Origin of the sequence: Thalassomonas actiniarum (assembly GCF_000948975.2) — a bacterium.
Classification (GTDB): Bacteria; Pseudomonadota; Gammaproteobacteria; order Enterobacterales; family Alteromonadaceae; genus Thalassomonas; species Thalassomonas actiniarum.
Map to the genome: position 1 here is coordinate 46,106 of NZ_CP059736.1, position 17,011 is coordinate 63,116.

15 protein-coding genes are annotated in these 17,011 nt (G+C 43.2%); 9 read left to right on the forward strand and 6 right to left on the reverse strand.

Translation table 11 applies throughout. The features are described 5' to 3' along the window. Nucleotides 1–98: 98 nt before the first annotated feature. Nucleotides 99–2,228, reverse strand: a complete 2,130-nt coding sequence (locus tag SG35_RS28825) for a TonB-dependent receptor plug domain-containing protein (RefSeq protein WP_044832625.1) — start codon at nt 2,226–2,228, stop codon at nt 99–101. A 143-nt stretch (nt 2,229–2,371) separates the two neighbouring features. On the opposite strand from SG35_RS28825, the gene SG35_RS28830 reads away from it, so the two are divergent. The 5 genes from SG35_RS28830 (at nt 2,372) to SG35_RS28850 (ending at nt 7,393) form a co-directional block, all read left to right on the forward strand. Further along, nucleotides 2,372–2,701, forward strand: coding sequence for a pentapeptide repeat-containing protein (locus SG35_RS28830; protein ID WP_053042997.1), 330 nt, complete (start codon nt 2,372–2,374; stop codon nt 2,699–2,701). 390 nt (nt 2,702–3,091) lie between these two features. Continuing rightward, nucleotides 3,092–3,379, forward strand: coding sequence for a hypothetical protein (locus SG35_RS28835; RefSeq protein WP_044832626.1), 288 nt, complete (start codon nt 3,092–3,094; stop codon nt 3,377–3,379). 759 nt (nt 3,380–4,138) lie between these two features. Continuing rightward, nucleotides 4,139–4,321, forward strand: a complete 183-nt coding sequence (locus SG35_RS28840) for a hypothetical protein (RefSeq protein ID WP_044832627.1) — start codon at nt 4,139–4,141, stop codon at nt 4,319–4,321. A gap of 209 nt (nt 4,322–4,530) precedes the next feature. Further along, complete coding sequence (locus SG35_RS28845; RefSeq protein ID WP_044832628.1) at nt 4,531–6,729, forward strand: ATP-binding protein; 2,199 nt, start codon at nt 4,531–4,533, stop codon at nt 6,727–6,729. Further along, nucleotides 6,722–7,393: a response regulator gene (locus SG35_RS28850; RefSeq protein WP_044832629.1), complete on the forward strand. Its 672-nt coding sequence runs from the start codon at nt 6,722–6,724 to the stop codon at nt 7,391–7,393. Before SG35_RS28845 ends, SG35_RS28850 begins: the two co-directional genes overlap by 8 nt. A 151-nt stretch (nt 7,394–7,544) precedes the next feature. On the opposite strand, the gene SG35_RS28855 is transcribed toward SG35_RS28850, so the two are convergent. Next, entirely contained in the window at nt 7,545–7,817 is a 273-nt protein-coding gene (locus SG35_RS28855) for a hypothetical protein (RefSeq protein WP_044832630.1), read from the reverse strand. Between the two features lie 305 nt (nt 7,818–8,122). On the opposite strand from SG35_RS28855, the gene SG35_RS28860 reads away from it, so the two are divergent. Continuing rightward, a complete protein-coding gene (locus SG35_RS28860) occupies nt 8,123–9,022 on the forward strand; it encodes a LysR family transcriptional regulator (RefSeq protein WP_044832631.1) in 900 nt (299 codons plus the stop codon). A gap of 316 nt (nt 9,023–9,338) precedes the next feature. Further along, nucleotides 9,339–9,623, forward strand: coding sequence for a SymE family type I addiction module toxin (locus SG35_RS28865; RefSeq protein ID WP_044832632.1), 285 nt, complete (start codon nt 9,339–9,341; stop codon nt 9,621–9,623). Nucleotides 9,624–9,852: 229 nt separating this feature from the next. Here the strand turns inward: SG35_RS28865 and SG35_RS28870 are convergent, their stop codons facing one another. The 4 genes from SG35_RS28870 to nhaR form a co-directional block, all read right to left on the reverse strand. Next, nucleotides 9,853–10,368, reverse strand: coding sequence for a hypothetical protein (locus SG35_RS28870; RefSeq protein ID WP_044832633.1), 516 nt, complete (start codon nt 10,366–10,368; stop codon nt 9,853–9,855). An 8-nt stretch (nt 10,369–10,376) separates the two neighbouring features. Further along, on the reverse strand, nt 10,377–12,995 hold the full coding sequence (locus SG35_RS28875) for a hypothetical protein (RefSeq protein ID WP_044832634.1): 2,619 nt from the start codon (nt 12,993–12,995) through the stop codon (nt 10,377–10,379). An 11-nt stretch (nt 12,996–13,006) separates the two neighbouring features. Then, nucleotides 13,007–13,486: a type III secretion system chaperone gene (locus tag SG35_RS28880; RefSeq protein WP_044832635.1), complete on the reverse strand. Its 480-nt coding sequence runs from the start codon at nt 13,484–13,486 to the stop codon at nt 13,007–13,009. A gap of 399 nt (nt 13,487–13,885) precedes the next feature. Then, nucleotides 13,886–14,797: a transcriptional activator NhaR gene (gene nhaR, locus SG35_RS28885; RefSeq protein ID WP_084692707.1), complete on the reverse strand. Its 912-nt coding sequence runs from the start codon at nt 14,795–14,797 to the stop codon at nt 13,886–13,888. A 164-nt stretch (nt 14,798–14,961) separates the two neighbouring features. On the opposite strand from nhaR, the gene nhaA reads away from it, so the two are divergent. Both nhaA and SG35_RS28895 read left to right on the forward strand, forming a co-directional pair. Continuing rightward, entirely contained in the window at nt 14,962–16,218 is a 1,257-nt protein-coding gene (gene nhaA / locus SG35_RS28890) for a Na+/H+ antiporter NhaA (protein ID WP_084692708.1), read from the forward strand. Beyond that, complete coding sequence (locus SG35_RS28895; RefSeq protein ID WP_044832637.1) at nt 16,211–16,678, forward strand: hypothetical protein; 468 nt, start codon at nt 16,211–16,213, stop codon at nt 16,676–16,678. Before nhaA ends, SG35_RS28895 begins: the two co-directional genes overlap by 8 nt. The last annotated feature ends 333 nt before the right edge of the window (nt 16,679–17,011 follow it).

Consider the following 17,011-nt stretch of genomic DNA (forward strand, 5'->3'; position numbering starts at 1 on the left):
GCGTTCAATCTGGGATATATGTCCATGTTTGATCGGCGGCTTTTTCCTAAAATCATTGAGTTGGCCGATAAGTTAACTCGACACAAAGTGAGGTAAGACTAAAACCTATAATTCATTTCTAATAATACTTGTCGCCCGGGCTGCGGATAGTCATCAGCAATGCTACCGTTACTTGGCTCTCTTGCTTGAGTATCCAAAGCATTGTTAATAATAATGGCCGCGTCTACTCCTTTAATAATGTCTGTAAGCTGTAACTTGCTAGTGACCCATGTATAACTTGCTAACTTGTCTCGTGTATCAGTTATTGCCCGTACTCGGTTACCAACCCATTTAGCATTAAGGTTCCATGACCAATTACCTGAAGGTTGCCAAGCAATGCCTAAATAGGCCATGTTTCTCGGTATATCAGCTGTATCAACGCCTGCTTCATTTTCTGATTGAACAACAGAGTAATTAGCATCTAAAGAAACATGATTATACGGCTTCCATTTAAATGATAATTCAGTTCCCTTTCCCTTTAGCTCGCCAATATTTTGCGCTACATTGCCTCTTTGCTCTTCATCAAAAACAAACTTAACTAAGTCTCTCGCGTGATATTTATAGAAACTGGCTGATATCAGCATATTCTCGTTAACGAAATATTCTAAGCCCATGCCTGTTTCGATTGTTTCTACTTTTTCAGACTGTAAGGATGAGTTACCAAGGCCTACAGGGTTATTTTGTGAGTATAATTGTGCAATTGAAGGTGCTTTTATTGCAGTGCCTGCAAAAAACTTCATCGTCAAGGCATCACTAGTTTGCCAAATTAATCCTAATCTTGGGTTTGTCCTGGCTCCGAAATCTGAATAATTATCATACCTTGCTCCCAGGGTGAATTGTAAATTAGGCTGTAGCTGCCACTCGTCCTGAATAGATAAATAATAGAAATTTCTCTTAACATCAGGTAAATAAACATAAGGCGTACCGCTAACATCGGTTAAATGGCCGGTTACCACGGTTTCAGTTCCTAAAAGTACACTCGGGCCAAAGTTTTTACGTTCGGTGGCATTAAACTTTAAGCGCTCATAACCCGTTTCCCAGCGAAATAAGTGGTTTTCACTAATATTAAACAGATGGGTTAGCCGGTATGCTGTTACATTCCCTCCCGATGATGGCGTACCTATATAACCATCACTAAATAAAGCGACAGTTGTCGGGGCCGAAAAATCCAGATTACCGTCAGCCCCAATCGGTAACACGCTTCCTGCCGGGAATACATTTAAGTACGACTGATTCCATTGGTTTTTATAACTAAATGTCGCAATTAAATTGCTGTCAACATAATCGCTTAAGTCATATTTGGCCAAATACTGATTATGCTTTGTTGAAGCACTGCCTTTTGAATCCAAAGCTTGTGCAATTCCTCCTCCTAAACCCATATCAAAGTTTCGCCAAGTGAAGTAATTTAAACTTAACTTATGCCAATGCCACTTTGCCATTGCACTCATTACTTCATAGTGTTCGTCTATTGGCCCTGGAGCTTGTGATGCACTCGTAGCAAAAATACCGTCAAAAACCGATTGCAAATCAGTGTTAATAATTCTTTTGGGGTCATCATTTGACTTGCTGTAATCAAATGATAACTGTAAATGGCTATCACCTATAAACAATTCATGCTTAGCAAACAGATCATAGCTATCAAAACTACCAATGCGTCCGCCAACGTTTGTCTTCATCTCATTTTGTTGATAGGAGACCAAATTAATAATACCTGCAAAGGCATCGGCACCATAAACGGCTGAACCAGGGCCTTTTATTATCTCAATTTGTTTGAAACTTGTAAGTGGTAAATGAAAACCGTTGGAAATACCGCTACTTTGCATATTGTAAAAAGGCTCACCGTCTATCAGTATTTTAACTTGAGAAGAGTAATCACCGGACAAACCCCGGATGATGAATTTTTTATGATTATATTGGATCTGTGATTCACTGACATGCACGCCTGGCACACTTATTAAGACATCTGACAGAGTACGCGCTCCACGAGCTTGCAATTCGTCATTAGTGATAATAGTTACTGTTGCCGGAGCTTTGCTTGTTTTCTGCTTAAACCCTGAGGCGGCATAAACGACAGATATTTTTGATAGTTCTTCAAGCGACATATTAAAAAGTAACTTTGTTTCTTCGGCATAAAGAGCAGGAGCCACAGCAAGCCAAATAATACAAAAAAACATTCTTGTTATAGTCATATTGATAATGACCACCGCTAAACTTTAGGTTAGCTTTAAGTTTAAGAGCAATCTGGTTATTAGCTAGGCGAATTCAACCTGCAAGTGCACCAAAGCCCATAAGATATTATTAAAACTCTTCCAAATTAAAAAAAGTTATGTGTATGGCAAATAAAAAACACTTAACTACCCTTAAATGCGGAATTGGGATTTGGAATCAATGGAGAGAAGAAAAACCTGCCTTACAACCAGATCTTAAAGAAGCTAACCTTGAAGGATACAACCTTAGAAAAGCGAATCTTAGTAAAGTTAATCTCAGAGGTATTAAACTCATCCATGCAAATCTCAGTGGCGCTGATCTCCGAGAAGCGAACCCTAGCATAGCTAATTTCAGAGAAGCGAAACTTATTAAAGCCAATCTTGAAGGAGCCTATTTAAGAGGAGTTTCCCTGTCCGGCAAAAACTCAATCTTTTTGCCAATCAGGCAGAGGTAGTCATCACACCTAAGCAAACGGAGCCAGACCTGTCCGCTGAAAACTACCCCCGGACTTTATTGAAAAGCGATAAGCTAAACTGCTGTACTTTAAAGCTGATACTGCAGCTTGTACTTGAGAATTTTAATTGCCAACCGCAGAAAATATTAATTTTTTCATGCTCCCCGTTTGCTTGGCAAACAGTGGGCTTCATATATAAATATCTTGGTATTTAAGCAGTTAAGCCTACAGTGAATAAAGCTCTTTTTTTAAACAGATATTATTTTAGTCGGCTACTTAGCTAGCTGCATATTTGTTGCATATTTGCATTTTATTATTACCGCCATCAAAAGTTTGGTTTTGTTATAAGCATTTGGGTGCTTGTATATGTTTAGTTAATAGGTGTAGTACATGAACAAGTTATTTCAGAAAAATTCAATAGCAGTATTCATTAGAGGAACAGTCATCCTAAGCCTTCTCTTTGGCTTTCCTGTGGCCGTTTTCTGGGCGATGACAGCTGATACCTTATGGCCCTATTATGTTTACCTGGCTTTTATTGTTATATTCCCCGTCTACGAAATTGCCCGACAGCCTCATACGGTAAAAAGACAAACTTTAGCAAATAAAACCCAAAAGAGTGAAGGGCAACCTTTTAGCTTTAAGGAAAGTAAAAAATACAAAAGGGCTTTTTATTCTTAATATCAGCTCAGTATTGGCGTTATAGCATTTATGAGGAAAAGCCCGGTATCGCTTTTATCATCGGTTTGGGCAAGAAACGGGGGCAGTTGTCTGATAGCCAGGGCAGGTGATTCGAACAATATCGCTCCTTTATTTCCAGTATGTCAGCCCGGCGGCAAATGGTGCTTGGTCTCGCTTTGATATGCTTAGATATGCTGTGAGCGGGGTAGCATGCTCTTAGTTGAGCTACAGCTTTTTGCCCGCTCGAACCGCCACAGGTTCAATCTTCTACGGCTTGAGGTTGCAATGTACGAGTTGGCTTTTAAGCCGTTATAAACTTTAAAGTCTATTTGCACCCGCTTTTCTCTCACTTCCTTTTCCAAGCCTGCATAATTAAGCATCTGCCCATGGACAGATGGATTAATCAGAGATCTTAGCAGGAACCTTTTAGTTATTAAAAATCCATTCCTCTTCAACATAACTTATCAAACAGAAGCAATCGTCGGCTTATTTGTATCAGCAAAGTCGGCTTTTCTCGCCATATCTGTTTTTTCCGGTCGTGAAAAAGCCGAAAAACAGGGTAAATTTAGTTTCTGCATATTCTGTCCACATTTCTTTTTTAACATGTCAACCAGTTGATAGCCCCGGCACTTACTGCTTTGCCAGGGAATATCCCGGCCAGTTATACCTTGGAAAAATAGTGATTTAAATTCAGGTTAATTCGTCGCTGCAACTATCAAGTTTTACATCATCTTTCACAGAAAAATTATTAGGCGTTACATGAATAAAACAATTTTATCCTCTTTAGAAAACTATCCTGACAGCGAGGAAAATTTACAAAAAAACTTAGCAGACTTTGCTGTACCGTTAGAAAACGAGCAGTTAATAACGGCCAAAAGGGAAGCGCGTGCTCAAACTTTATATGCTTTATTTCAGCAAAGACAAGAACATATCTACAAGTAATTTACTGTTCATTGCAAACTGGCTAACCTGGCAGCATAACGCTTGCTCAACAGTGAAATACATACTGTTCAAACAAGGTTTACCAAGAGTTAACCTTATAAAAATACGGAATTTCTTTAAAGAGGAAGTGCCGGCGGATAATTGATTGACTAACAATAACCTGTTTGTTTAAATTCCATTTTCACCTGTTCATTAAGTTTGGTTTTCTAATGAAATTTTTTTCTTCTACTGTCCTTATTATCTTGTTGTTGGCTATTTCGCCATTAACCTGTGCCCAGTATACCAGTGAAACCTTACAGCAAGCCTTAGATGATATTTCTTTAAAAGATGAAAATGCCCGGCAAAAAATACAGGTAATATTAGCTTCACTGCAACAGGCACAGCAACCGGCTTTAACCGTGCAAGCCTTGCTATTTTTGATGAAAGAACAACAGCAAAAAAAACACTATCGCGAGGCTAAAACAAGTTACCAACAAGCCGCACCTATCATTGAAAAACACCAGCTGCACAAACTGCAAGTTGAAGGGTTAGCACTGTTAGCCCAAAATGAATATTGGTTAGGAAATCACGAAGCAGCGTTGCAATTAGCTGAAGAAAAATTGCTGCCGCTGGTAAAAACATATAGACCTGAACGACTGGGGAAAATATATTCTAATGTGGCGGGTTATGCGGCCACCATTCCCATGTTAGAAAAATCTGAGTTGTATTTTGATTTGGCCATCTCAGTATTTAAAGCTGAAGAAAACGTTAAGGAGCTTGCCCGGGTATTAGTCGCCAGGGGCGGTTTACTTGCTCAATATGGCAATATAAAAGCTGCCTTACCGCATCTGATATCGGCGATAGAATACCAATTAGTGCTTGATGATAAACAAGGCCTGTTTTCATCTTATCGTGCCCTGGGCAGGCTTAATCATGCAATAGGCAATTATCAACAAGCAATAACCTTTTTTAAAAAAGCGCTGGCGGTGGATTATAAGGCAAGCATACACATGACTTCTTTACATTTTAGTATGGCCGATAGCTACCTTGAGTTGCAACAATATGATGAATCCCTCAAGCATATAGATAAGTCTTTGCAGTGGGTGGGTAAAGGTCATGCGAGCACGTACGATTTAATTACAATATTACTGGGCAAAGTCTGGATATTAATTGAACAGCATAACCTAGATGAAAGCCTGATCACTTTACAAAAAGCCAAAGCTTTGGTAGATGAGCAAAAATCTACACGTAGTGATGAAAACCTACACCTTTCCTTTGCCAAATATTACCTTGCAGTCGGAGACATTCCTTCGGCCCTCAACAGCATCGAATTGACTTTGGCAATAGAGACTAGCCGAAGTTCCTTGATTATTGAGAAATATCAAGCGGCCGCCGATATATATGAACAAGCAGGGGATTACCAAAATAGCTCACTTTACCTGCGAAAGTTAAGGGAGTTTGAAAGTAAAAAAGCCAAAGAAAAAGATGAACAAAGGATTATTCAGCAACAAAATGAGATCAATTTACTCAATGCGCAGAAAAACACCGCCTTAGTGCAGCAGGAGTTATTAGAAAAGCAAAACCAGGTACAAGTACAGGAGGCCGAGCAGCAGGCTTTACGTTTATATGGCGGTATCGTATTACTTTGTCTGTTGGCCCTGTTTGGTTTTTTCTACTTACGGCAAAACCAGAAAAAACGTATTGCCCTGGAGCAGTCCAAATCGGTCATGGCATTAATGGAACAAAAAAACCAATTTATTGCCAATGTCGCTCACGACTTAAAAAACCCGTTAACTGTGATACAAATACACCTGGAAGCGCTCAAAGACGGCATGGTCAAAAATTCGGATGAAGCACATGAGATCCTTAATAAACGTATTGAAGTATTGAGTAATATTATTAACGACCTGCGGCAAGTTTCACTTGTTGAGGCAGGTTCGCTGGTATTAAACCCTAAGCCGTTTGCCTTTAAACCCTGGTTGCAACAGGAGATCACCACCTTTGCTCCTTTGCTTGAATCCAAAAAATTTGCTTTGAAAGCTTCGCTGGATATTGCCGATAACGTTTCGGTGGTTGCCGACCAAAGCCGGTTATCGCAAGTGCTTGCTAATATTTTTAAAAACTCACTGCGTTACAGTTATCAGCCGGGAAAATTAACGGTGCATGCCCAACAGAGCCGGCAATCGATTAAATTGACCATTGAAGACAGCGCACCGGCGGTAGCTGAGTCAGAATTGGCACATTTATTTGATCACAGTTATCGCAGCGAAGCTACGGCAACAATGTCGACCCAGAGCAGTGGCCTGGGGTTATATATTTGTAAGGAAATCATTGAAGCTCACCAGGGAAGTATTAACGCGTCACTCTCTTTGTTAGGGGGGCTGTGCATTACCATTACTTTACCTCTGGCGGAAGACAATCATGAATAAACTCACCATATTAATCGTTGAAGACGACATTGATATTAGTGATATCTTGCAAATGTATCTGCAGGCGGCCGATTTTACCACTAAGGTCTTTAATGTCGGTGACGGTGTTGTCAGCTGGGTTCAGGACAATTCACCAGCATTAGCCATTCTTGATGTCAATCTGCCCGGAAAAGATGGCCTGACTATCTGTAAAGAAATACGGGTATTCTCCAATATGCCCATTATTATGGCCACAGAAGAAATAACAGAAACAGATCGGCTCAACGGGTTAGACATAGGTGCAGACGATTATGTTTGTAAACCTTTTAGCGTAAAAGAAGTGGTTGCCCGGGTGAAAGCAAATTTACGTCGCTCAGTGAATAAACCGGAGTTAATGAGCAAATTAACACTTGATACCGATAAATTTTCTTTGAGCTACCAGACCGAAACCATTAGTTTAACAGCCATGGAGTTTTCCCTGTTCAAGTTGCTGTATTCGAGTCCGGGCCGGATTTATTCCCGTGCCCAGATTATGGACTTGGTCTATCAGGATTATCGCGAAGTCAGTGACCGGACCGTAGACAGTCATATCAGAAATTTGCGCAAAAAGCTCAATACACTGCCGTTAACAGAGAACTTAATTCATTCCATTTATGGTGCCGGTTACAAGTTTGAGGAAACTTAGCGAACTGTTATTTTTCCGCACCGTTAAGCAGCGGCTTATGCCAACTATCTTCCCACAGGGAATATACATATTTAGAAAAAAGGTAGCCTAAAAAAGAGCTATTCACTGTTGATCTCCCGCAACGTGAGTTTATCTTAAGTTGTGATAATTCTTATTCCACTAAACCATTACGTTTCAAACCACGCCTGACATTTTTACAAAGTTTACCCAAGCGGGATATTTCGCCAAGTTTCGGCACAACATCATTGCCAAGTTTTATTTCCCAATCACAAAGCTCAGTATCGACTATCTCCAACAGTTTTTTAGGACAGCCGATACAGGAAATCCCACAAATATTGGCCTCGGGAACATTAAAAGGAAAATCATTACGTACCTGAATAATCAGGTTTTGCATGGCTGTAGTAGCATCGGGTTTTCTATTCATAAACATAGCCTTATAGCAAAATAGCCTTATTTGCCTTCATCAATATTTTTAAACCAACATTAAATGCCAGGCAAAGCTTTCTCTATGGAAATTCATCGCAATAGAGCGATGAATAAGTTTAAAAACTTCAATCATTACCATTTTATGGCTTAAAAAAAGTTCTTAACATCAGCTCGCTGTCAGCCAATAAGGTCATTCTAACCATTGCAAAACAAACCAAAAAGACACAAAAAAGCAAACCATCTTTGCTTTCTAGGCAAATTGATTTAGGCTGATAGCCATGATCTTAAGGCGAGGTAAACCCAATGAGCATGCTTACTCGGCTTCATTATTTTAATTGTGTTGTTGAATCAGGAAGTATTTCAAAGGCAAGTAATGTTTTTGATGTTCAACCATCATCAATATCCAGGCAGTTAACGGCATTGGAAAAAGACTTAGGCGTACGCTTACTCAATAGAAGCAGCCGTACCATAGGGCTTACCGAGGCGGGAAAAACTTACTACCAATACTCGCAACGTATCGTATCTGAGCTGGACGAAGCCAACCGAAGGGTGAATGATCTACAACAAAACCCAAAAGGCAAATTAAAACTCAGCATGACGGTTGGTTTTGGCGAATGCTGTGTGCTGCCACTTATTCCCGCATTTTTAAAACAATTCCCGGAAATAAAGCTTGAATTGGAAATGACGGGGCGGGTAGTCGACCTGGTCGAGGAAAATGTTGATATTGCCATTAGAACCGGCCAGCTGCGCGATTCCAATTTAATTGCAACCAAGCTGGCCGACAATGAATTTTTACTGTGTGCGAGTCCGCAATATATCTCTGAACATGGCATACCAGATACTCCCTTTAGCTTAAAAAACTATGATTGTATTCGCTATCAATATGCAGGATGGCGTGACTGGTTTTTGATGGACGACAAGCCGTTGAAGTTGGAAGTTAAAGATGGCCTGACAATCCGTTCAATAAACGGCCAAAAGCAGTTAATTCTACATCATGCCGGTTTAGCCCTGATGCCAAGATGGGCCGTGCAGGAGGAATTAAATAACAACACTTTAATACAGGTATTAGAGCAATATACAATCAGTCCATATCAGAGTCTGACGGCAACCTATGCAATTTATTTAAAGCGAGAGCTTATTTCACCAAAAATTCGCGTGTTTTTAGATTTTCTAAAAGAGAATATTCAAATAAAATCCAGCTAAAGCAATTAATTGTTCAGTAAGCCAGGTGCTAATACAACACGGAAGAAAACGGATTTTAACTCCCGCCGATGCTCATAAACAGCCCCCAAAATTTACCTGAGAAAAGACCAATCCACTATTGATTTCCCCGCAAATTGGTTTTTCATTAATAGTGCTATCCAAGCCTAAACGGAAAGCATCTATTGCAACACTTCCATCAATGAACTGCTGTAATAACAGGCGTTACTACTAAAGCAAAGAGTAACTTAAGTCGCAACCCCTGAGTGCTCACAACACCCAGAGGTCGCTAACCACAACTAACTTCTAGGAGTAAGTCATGGCTAAATATCATCATACGCCAGAGCCGGCCTCGGCAAAAATAAAATATCCCATTTATCGGCAACTTACCGTTCAGGAAACGGTTTGCACCACAGCTTCGAAAACCCGTGGCATAGGGATTAATTATGTGCCCGTCAAGCTGGAGCCTTGTGTTGTGCTCGGGGGAAAATGGCTGCGTCTTGCCGGTCTTCCTGTAGGGCAAAAGGTCAGTATTGCTGTCAACCAGGCGGAGCTAGTTATTAGACCAAAACCGGCGGAGCCAAGCCCGGATGTTAAAAACTAACTCCGTGCTTTATTGAACAGCCATAAGCTAAGCTGCTGTATCTTAATAACAGGAATAACCCGCTCAGTTTAGTTCAATACCTAATACAATAGCGAACAAGCAATTACCTGACGTATGTCGAAGTTTCAATAAAAATTAAGCGGAACCCGGGCTATGGCTAATCCTGCTGATAATCCCATGCCTCCGTATCGTTCCGCTTAATAGTAGCCTCACCAGTATTTTGTTGCTGCTACAGGCTTGCTAATAACCGGCATTCGAAGCCGGGATCATGCTCTGGACCTGACAGGAAAAGCGATTGCTCCATGCCCGCTGCCGGGTAGTCATACGACACATAATACGGCAGTCCCGTATTATGCTCGACAAAAAAGAAGCTAAGCCGGTTACTTTGCCATTGTGGTGGGTGAACACGGTTAATATCAAATTCGGGATGCTGGCGGTACAAAGGGGCAAGGGTTTCATCAAGCTGCTCTTGCAGTAAACGTGATTGATAACTCTTTTGAAATTCGTCTGCATCAACAACAACGCTGTCGTGCTCTCCCCGGTGCAGAAACAGCACTATCTTGGCCGTTATCTCTGCCGTTTCGGCTTTTGTCAGGCAAGGGTAGTCCTGCAGCAGTTGTGCGCCCTGTAAGTAAGCCTTGTCGCCGGCCAGAATGATAAATGAGGGCTTTCCTCTGTCATCTTGTTGCTCACAGCCAATAAAAAGACTGTCGGCAATTTTCCATTGAGATTGTGTTTTTTGCATTGTGCCTCCTAGCTATATTGGCTCATGTCGGTGAGAATTGAAGTGGACTCTGAAAACCATTTATCGGCATCTTTAGTCGTCATAGCTCCATGTTCATCTATCTGAACAAATTTTACGGTACTATTTTGCGGACTCAAGGTATAGGCAAATTGTTTATGGTTATCGCCTGTGCCCCAGTTGGTATCTGCGACAACGACAGTTACTGCATCTGGCAACATGTTGCCCAGGCTGTCACGTGACTTCCAAAGCGCTTCATCGAGTAAATCACTGGATAAATGATCCGAGTTGCTCAATTGATTTACGCTTAACTTACTGTTTGCACTGCGGTCTATTGAATACTGTTTAAAATATTTATCCATGGCGCTCTTTATATTATCAATGACAACATCATGAAAATTAAGATCGTCGTCTACGTCATCTTCAAGGCTGATAGCGTGCTCAACTTTAGCTTTGATATTTGCTTTAAAATCATCTGTGATGTCCGGTAAGTTCGCAAGCACCGTTCGGGCATACCCTAACATGTCGCTTCGGGTTCCTGTGCCGAAGTCATCTATGTTATCGACACCTAAGTCATAGCCATCGCCGAAAGTGTCTGTCAGCCAGTCGGAAACACCATCATCTGAGGTCACCCCCGCCATTAACTCCGGGTTGAGTTTGAGTAAAAACGCATGGTGTCCGGTTTGGATAGGAACAGAGAAGTTTTCATTGGCTGCCAGCTTATTTTCCAATGCACTGTCATCATTCATACTTCTTAACGTTGTGACGATAAAATTTAACGAGTCCAGGGTCGGGCCTTGATCTGTATCCCCCAGCGTTACTCGTGTCGGTTTGTCGTCCAGTTCAAAGTAATGCTGCATGGTCACCCGGGTATTGGCGCCGGATTTGATCCCCCATGGCTCATAATTATCTTCTTTGGAATCAGGGGCTGTTGATTTCAATTTTGCCTGGCTGTAGACGACAAAGTCATCGTCGCCGGCATAGGCTTTCAGACCTGCCCCCAGCTGGGTAATAAAGGATTTGGCGGTGTCGTCATCGGCATAGCTTTCATCTTGTTTTAATTCGCTCACCGCCTTGTCGATAAGCGACTGCATCATCTCTTTATACTGCTGCTTATTATCGATTGAAACTAAGTCGTTAAGACGCTCACCTGACGGGGAAAATTGCATTTGGAAACCGCCGCGGTCTGAGCTGCCGTCTTCCGATAAACCGTCACCGGCTTGATAGTCGGCGTTATACAGTACATGCACATGTTGCTTGACCTTGGCCTGGATCTGGCTCACCAGCGCGTCGCTGACCCCTTGCTCGCTAAGGGAATCATCTAACTCTATGTCATAGCTGTCTTTTAACGCGGTCGCTTTAGCGTCTAAGCTGAGTTTTGGTGTGCTGTCCAGGCTGCCAAACATCATTTGATAGAAGCTGTTATTGGCTAATTCGTCTGCGGTGCCGTGCTCTGCCATCGAGGATATTGTGTATTCCCAGGCGCGCAGCAACCGGTTGTCGGTTTCAGCCGAGGCCAGGCTGTTGGCGGCTACCCAGGCTTTGGCATAACCTTTGGCTTTTTGCAATAAGGCGCCGTCGATATCATTGCCTTCGGCTAAATCAGATTTTACCTGCGCCAGTTGCTCGGCGCTGATATCAAACTTAGTGCGTAATACCTGTTTCAATATTTTTTCCGCCGTGATGTCAATGGTGTCTGCCGCGTCGGTATTTAATGCGGTAATGGCATCTTTGACTTTTTGCAGCTGAGATTCTGCGGCGATGCCGGAGGCTTTCATGGCACTTTTAAAGCTGGGGTTGTCCAGTAAGCCCACCGCCTCATCGAGCGCTTTTTCGTCCATTTTGGTGACTTGGGCATCGGCATTGATGGTTAATTTCGTTTCTAACGACTTGCTGCTCACCGACATATTGATGGGGGTTTCAATGCCGCCACGGGTCAGGGAGCCTTTTTCCATTAACGACTTCATGTCGGTCATAAACTGCTCCGGTTTATGATTTTTGACAAGAATGGCTGTAGAGGTGCCAAAGCAGCTACCGGCACTGCCCTGGCGTAAATCGCACATAAAGGCCGTTAACGCGGCCCGTCTGGCATCCGTTTTGTCTACAAAGGCTGTGATGCCAAATCCTAATGTCTGGCGGATGGCATTTTTGGCACTGTTGTGGGGGTTGTAATCTTTACAGACATTGGTTAATCCCGTCTTTAACTCATCGCTGTCTTTTAGCTTGGTCAGCATGGCGGCCATGCGTTTTGACTGTTTGGGATTAACAAGATCAGCTTCTAATTGTTCGATTGCCGTAGTAAGTTTATCCCTGTCAATGGTGCCGTTTTCCTTGATGATCTCGGCGGCAATGGATCGTGCTTTTGTTATGCCTGCACTGGAGGAAGTATCACTCATGGAGGATTCGACAATTTCCATGGGTACATCATCGCCAATGCGTGGGGAATCGACCAACTCCAGCAAACGATCCCGCATGGTGCGCACACCGGACTCGGCAAGCCCCTCGCGGTTGCCAATGTCCGGCGTCTGTGCTGAAGTGACCGATTTTCCATCCAGCAGTGCTTTCACCTCTTGATACTGGGCATCAAGAGAGGTTTGCTTGAATGCCGATACCTGATTAATAGTATCCATTATCAGCTCCCCTAGGCTTGGACCATGCCAATGGGCATGTCAGCAAAAGCATTAGCTAATGGCGCTGTGTTCTCTGTACCCTGGTTTGATACGGCTATATCGCTATCAGCGCAGAGGCTGTCACGAAATTCTTCATACAGAGTGACAAACCGGGCCACAGCCAATTCAAAATGCGAGTGGCTGATATGCTCGGAGGTTAACGTTTGGCACAATAAAACCTGCTCTTGAGCGCTGTCCAGCGCCAACCTGGCGCCGGCTAAGTTTGAGCGGAAATTGTCATGCAGCAAACGGGAAAACAAGGCTGCTTTATCGTTAAATGGCTCTTTGAGCACAATGGAGATGAGTTCAATTTGGTCTAGGACAACATCAAGTTCGAAGGTCACAATAATATCGGATTCTATTTTGATACTGCTTCTTCCGTTGTGGTCCAGCACCAATTCGCCTAAACCTAAGTCATGGTGAAGCTGTGCCAACACTTCTAATGATTTCATCTTCTGTTCCTTTTCAAGTTCAACATTCTGTGAATACTTGTCGGGGAACAATAGCTGATTGTTACCCAAGCAAAACACCTGTATTAACTGAGGAACAGGTTAGCGCAAGAAGTTGTCAATTTTTGAACAATAACATTTAAGGAAAAAAAATAACCATTTAAATACAAATGGTTATACTTAGACTTTGATAGTATCTATCAGGCAATGAGGAAGTGTTACCTTTTTTGAGCCTAGTACCCTGGGGCTTTCTATATACAATCTTAAGAACCGCTTTAAAATCAACTGCTTATTAAGATATGACAACCTTGACATCAATAACAGTAAGTGCTGTAAGAGAATGTAGTTTTACCTTTATAGCCTGACCCGCAGATTCGATGCACTATTAGGGAAATTAGCGTTTCATATCATAGGTTTTTTAAACAGCTCTTTACCGGCACTGAGTAAATGTTGAACCGCCGGGTGCTTAACCTTGCGCTCGGGGGAAATTAGGTAAAAGGTTTCGTGAATTTCATCGGTGCGGCCTAATATCTTGACGTTGAACTGTTCCACCACGTGGTTTTCTATAATGCTGGGGGCGCAAAATACCCCGTAGCCCGCCTGGCCAAAATATTTGGCTAAAGCCGAGTCGTCGAACTCGCCGATGATCAAGGGCGTGACATCGTTTTGTTCGAACCAGGACAAGAGGTTCATGCGTTGGTTGCTGCCTTCCCCGGCGATAAAAAAACGCTGGTTGTTCAGGGATTGGGGAAAGTCGTCCTGTAACTGCTTTGCCAGCTCGGTGGCGGCAAAAAAAGTGATACCGCATTTACCAATTAAGTGGTTATAGGCCTTGATCGCTGAGTTCGAGGGCAGGGGCGTGTCGCTGAGCACGGCATCGAGTTTGTTGGTGGCCAGCTCTCCCAGCAGTACTTCCAAACTGGTTTCTTTGCACACCAGTTTGATGGCATCGTCCATTTTGTAAATTTCCCTGAGAAAATTAAAGGAAAATACTTTGGCGATAATATCGGTGACGCCGATGGCAAAGCTGAAGGCAAAGTCGGTTGAGTGGTTCTTGATCGAGTTAACCAGTTCATCTCCCAGGTTAAAAATTTCATGGGCATACCCTAAGGTGATATGGCCGATGTCGTTTAACACCAGTTTTTTTCCTCTGCGTTCAAATAGCTGATATCCCAGCTGATTTTCTAAAGTCGTCAACTGCATGCTTAGGGTTTGCGGCGTGATATGTAAAATCTCCGAGGCCCTGGCGATACTGCCTGCTTTGGCAATGATATAGAAGTATTGCAGGTGGTGATAATTGAGCCTGGTCATCATAAACCCCGTGTAATTTTTTCTCTAAACCCTGGTAAGCAGTATGACAACAATTAACCTACTATCAACTTTTAGTTGATTATATGTCAATTACATTCGACTTTTTATTGTTTTATTCCTGTCTTATAACTATTGCTTATCAATTTTCAGTACTGAGAGGGAAGGCTATGTCAGAGAGTACCCTGATTCTTCACTGGAAGAATTTTATGAAAAATGATGCCAGTCCGGGCATCATCCTGGTGCTGAGTGCCGTTTTGGCAATGTTTTTGGCGAACAGCCCTTTGATGGCGGGCTATCTGTCTTTCCTTGAGTTTCCGGTGAGTATTCAACTGGGCACCTTTGCCATTGCCAAACCCCTGGTACTCTGGGTGAACGACGGCCTGATGGCGCTGTTTTTCTTTGTCGTCGGTTTGGAAATCAAGCGCGAGCTGTTTTACGGACAGCTGTCGCGGCCGGATCAGGTGATCTTGCCTTTTACCGCAGCCATTGCCGGTATTGCCGTGCCCGCGGTAATTTACGCCGCTTTTAATTATCAGGATATGCAGGCCATGAACGGCTGGGCCATACCTTCGGCCACCGATATTGCCTTTGCCCTGGGGATTTTCATTTTATTCGGCAAGCACCTGCCGCCGGGGCTGAAACTGTTTTTGCTGTCGGTGGCGATCATCGATGATATCGGCGCCGTCATTATTATCGCCTTGTTCTATTCGCAGGATCTGTCCACCACCTCTTTGATGATTGCCGGTATTGGTTTGGCTATTTCATTCGCCTTTAACCGCATGGAGCTGTCGAACAAAACCCCGTTTATTCTGGTGTCGATTGTGGTTTGGGCAGCGGTGCTGAAATCCGGCGTACATGCCACCCTGGCAGGGTTTGCCGTGGCCTGGTTTATCCCCGTCGCCCGGGAAAAAAGCACATCCATGTCTTACCAGATAGAGCATGCCCTGCACCCCTGGATCGCCTTTTTCGTATTGCCGCTGTTCGCCTTTGCCAATGCCGGGGTTTCGCTCACCGGCGCCGGTGTCGATGAGCTGTTCACACCGATATCCATAGGCATTATCGCCGGGTTGTTTATCGGCAAGCAACTGGGGATTTTTGCCGCCTGCTACCTGGCGGTGAAACTCAAATTGTGTAAGTTGCCTCAAGGCGCCACCTGGGGGCAAGTATACGGGGTGTGTTTGCTTTGTGGCGTCGGCTTTACCATGAGTTTATTTATCGGCTCCCTGGCCTTTGAAGAGCAGGGGCTGGCGTATCAGACACAGGTTAAAGTCGGTGTACTGGTTGGCTCATTATGCTCCGCCTTGGCCGGCGCATTAGTGATCCGCCATTCATCAGCGAAGCTCGCTAAAACTCAGTCAAATAACGGCAAGTTAAATAAAACAGTGGAGATTGGTCATGGTTCTGAAATTACCTCAAATGAATAACAGAATAAATAAAGCCCGGGTGTTAGTGCTTGTGGGTTTGCTGTCGGCAATGTCGTTCGCGGCAAGGGCCGATTATAAATCCGAAATTATCGACTCTTGCAGGGCTTACCAGGGCGGCGGGGATGTCGGGCATGTTAATGCCTGCAAGCTTTATATCGACGGCTTTATTGATGCTGCGGTGTTTACCGAAAGCGCCACAGTTGTTGATGAAAAGCCGGGCTATGCGGGCCAGGAGAAAGCCAATGCCTTTTTGCAAAGGGCGTATCAGACCCGTTTGCCGCGCCGTTTCTCCAGCGAGTTTGATGATATCAGCTATCAGTTTTGCCTTGAAAATGGCGAAGACCGTAAAGCGATAGCGTCTAAAATAGCCAAGACGTTAAATATTGCAGAGCTGGAGAACAAACCGCTGAAAAAAATTCTCTTTGAAACTTTAGTGAAAATATTTCCCTGTCAGCAGTAGCCAAAACTAACAATAAGATGAGGAATAAAGATGATATTAGCAGTGAATACCTTAACTATTGGAATTACCCGTGAAGCCGCTGCCCGGATAAAACACAAGGGCCAGGCAATGCGGGACAAGCATAAACTTGCATAATGAAAAAGCTGGTGGTTATCAATCAGATTTTTGCAGGCAAATTCTGCGTATTTAAAATCCGGCGCAGCAGCTTTACCCCTGTCAACCAGGTTATTTACACAAAAAAATAATTCAATCGGACATCTTTGATGTCATGGTTATTTATTCGCCGATGATAACAAACCGCTTCCGGGAAACCCGGGAGCGGTTTTTCTTTTC

Coding starts and splice junctions, on each gene's coding strand:
- nhaA (WP_084692708.1), top strand. CDS start 14,962: ATGTCAGAGAGTACCCTGATTCTTCACTGGAAGAATTTTATGAAAAAT.
- SG35_RS28855 (WP_044832630.1), bottom strand. CDS start 7,817: ATGAATAGAAAACCCGATGCTACTACAGCCATGCAAAACCTGATTATT.
- SG35_RS28870 (WP_044832633.1), bottom strand. CDS start 10,368: ATGCAAAAAACACAATCTCAATGGAAAATTGCCGACAGTCTTTTTATT.
- SG35_RS28840 (WP_044832627.1), top strand. CDS start 4,139: ATGAATAAAACAATTTTATCCTCTTTAGAAAACTATCCTGACAGCGAG.
- SG35_RS28880 (WP_044832635.1), bottom strand. CDS start 13,486: ATGAAATCATTAGAAGTGTTGGCACAGCTTCACCATGACTTAGGTTTA.
- SG35_RS28845 (WP_044832628.1), top strand. CDS start 4,531: ATGAAATTTTTTTCTTCTACTGTCCTTATTATCTTGTTGTTGGCTATT.
- SG35_RS28860 (WP_044832631.1), top strand. CDS start 8,123: ATGAGCATGCTTACTCGGCTTCATTATTTTAATTGTGTTGTTGAATCA.
- SG35_RS28825 (WP_044832625.1), bottom strand. CDS start 2,228: ATGACTATAACAAGAATGTTTTTTTGTATTATTTGGCTTGCTGTGGCT.
- SG35_RS28875 (WP_044832634.1), bottom strand. CDS start 12,995: ATGGATACTATTAATCAGGTATCGGCATTCAAGCAAACCTCTCTTGAT.
- SG35_RS28850 (WP_044832629.1), top strand. CDS start 6,722: ATGAATAAACTCACCATATTAATCGTTGAAGACGACATTGATATTAGT.
- nhaR (WP_084692707.1), bottom strand. CDS start 14,797: ATGATGACCAGGCTCAATTATCACCACCTGCAATACTTCTATATCATT.
- SG35_RS28895 (WP_044832637.1), top strand. CDS start 16,211: ATGAATAACAGAATAAATAAAGCCCGGGTGTTAGTGCTTGTGGGTTTG.
- SG35_RS28865 (WP_044832632.1), top strand. CDS start 9,339: ATGGCTAAATATCATCATACGCCAGAGCCGGCCTCGGCAAAAATAAAA.
- SG35_RS28830 (WP_053042997.1), top strand. CDS start 2,372: ATGGCAAATAAAAAACACTTAACTACCCTTAAATGCGGAATTGGGATT.
- SG35_RS28835 (WP_044832626.1), top strand. CDS start 3,092: ATGAACAAGTTATTTCAGAAAAATTCAATAGCAGTATTCATTAGAGGA.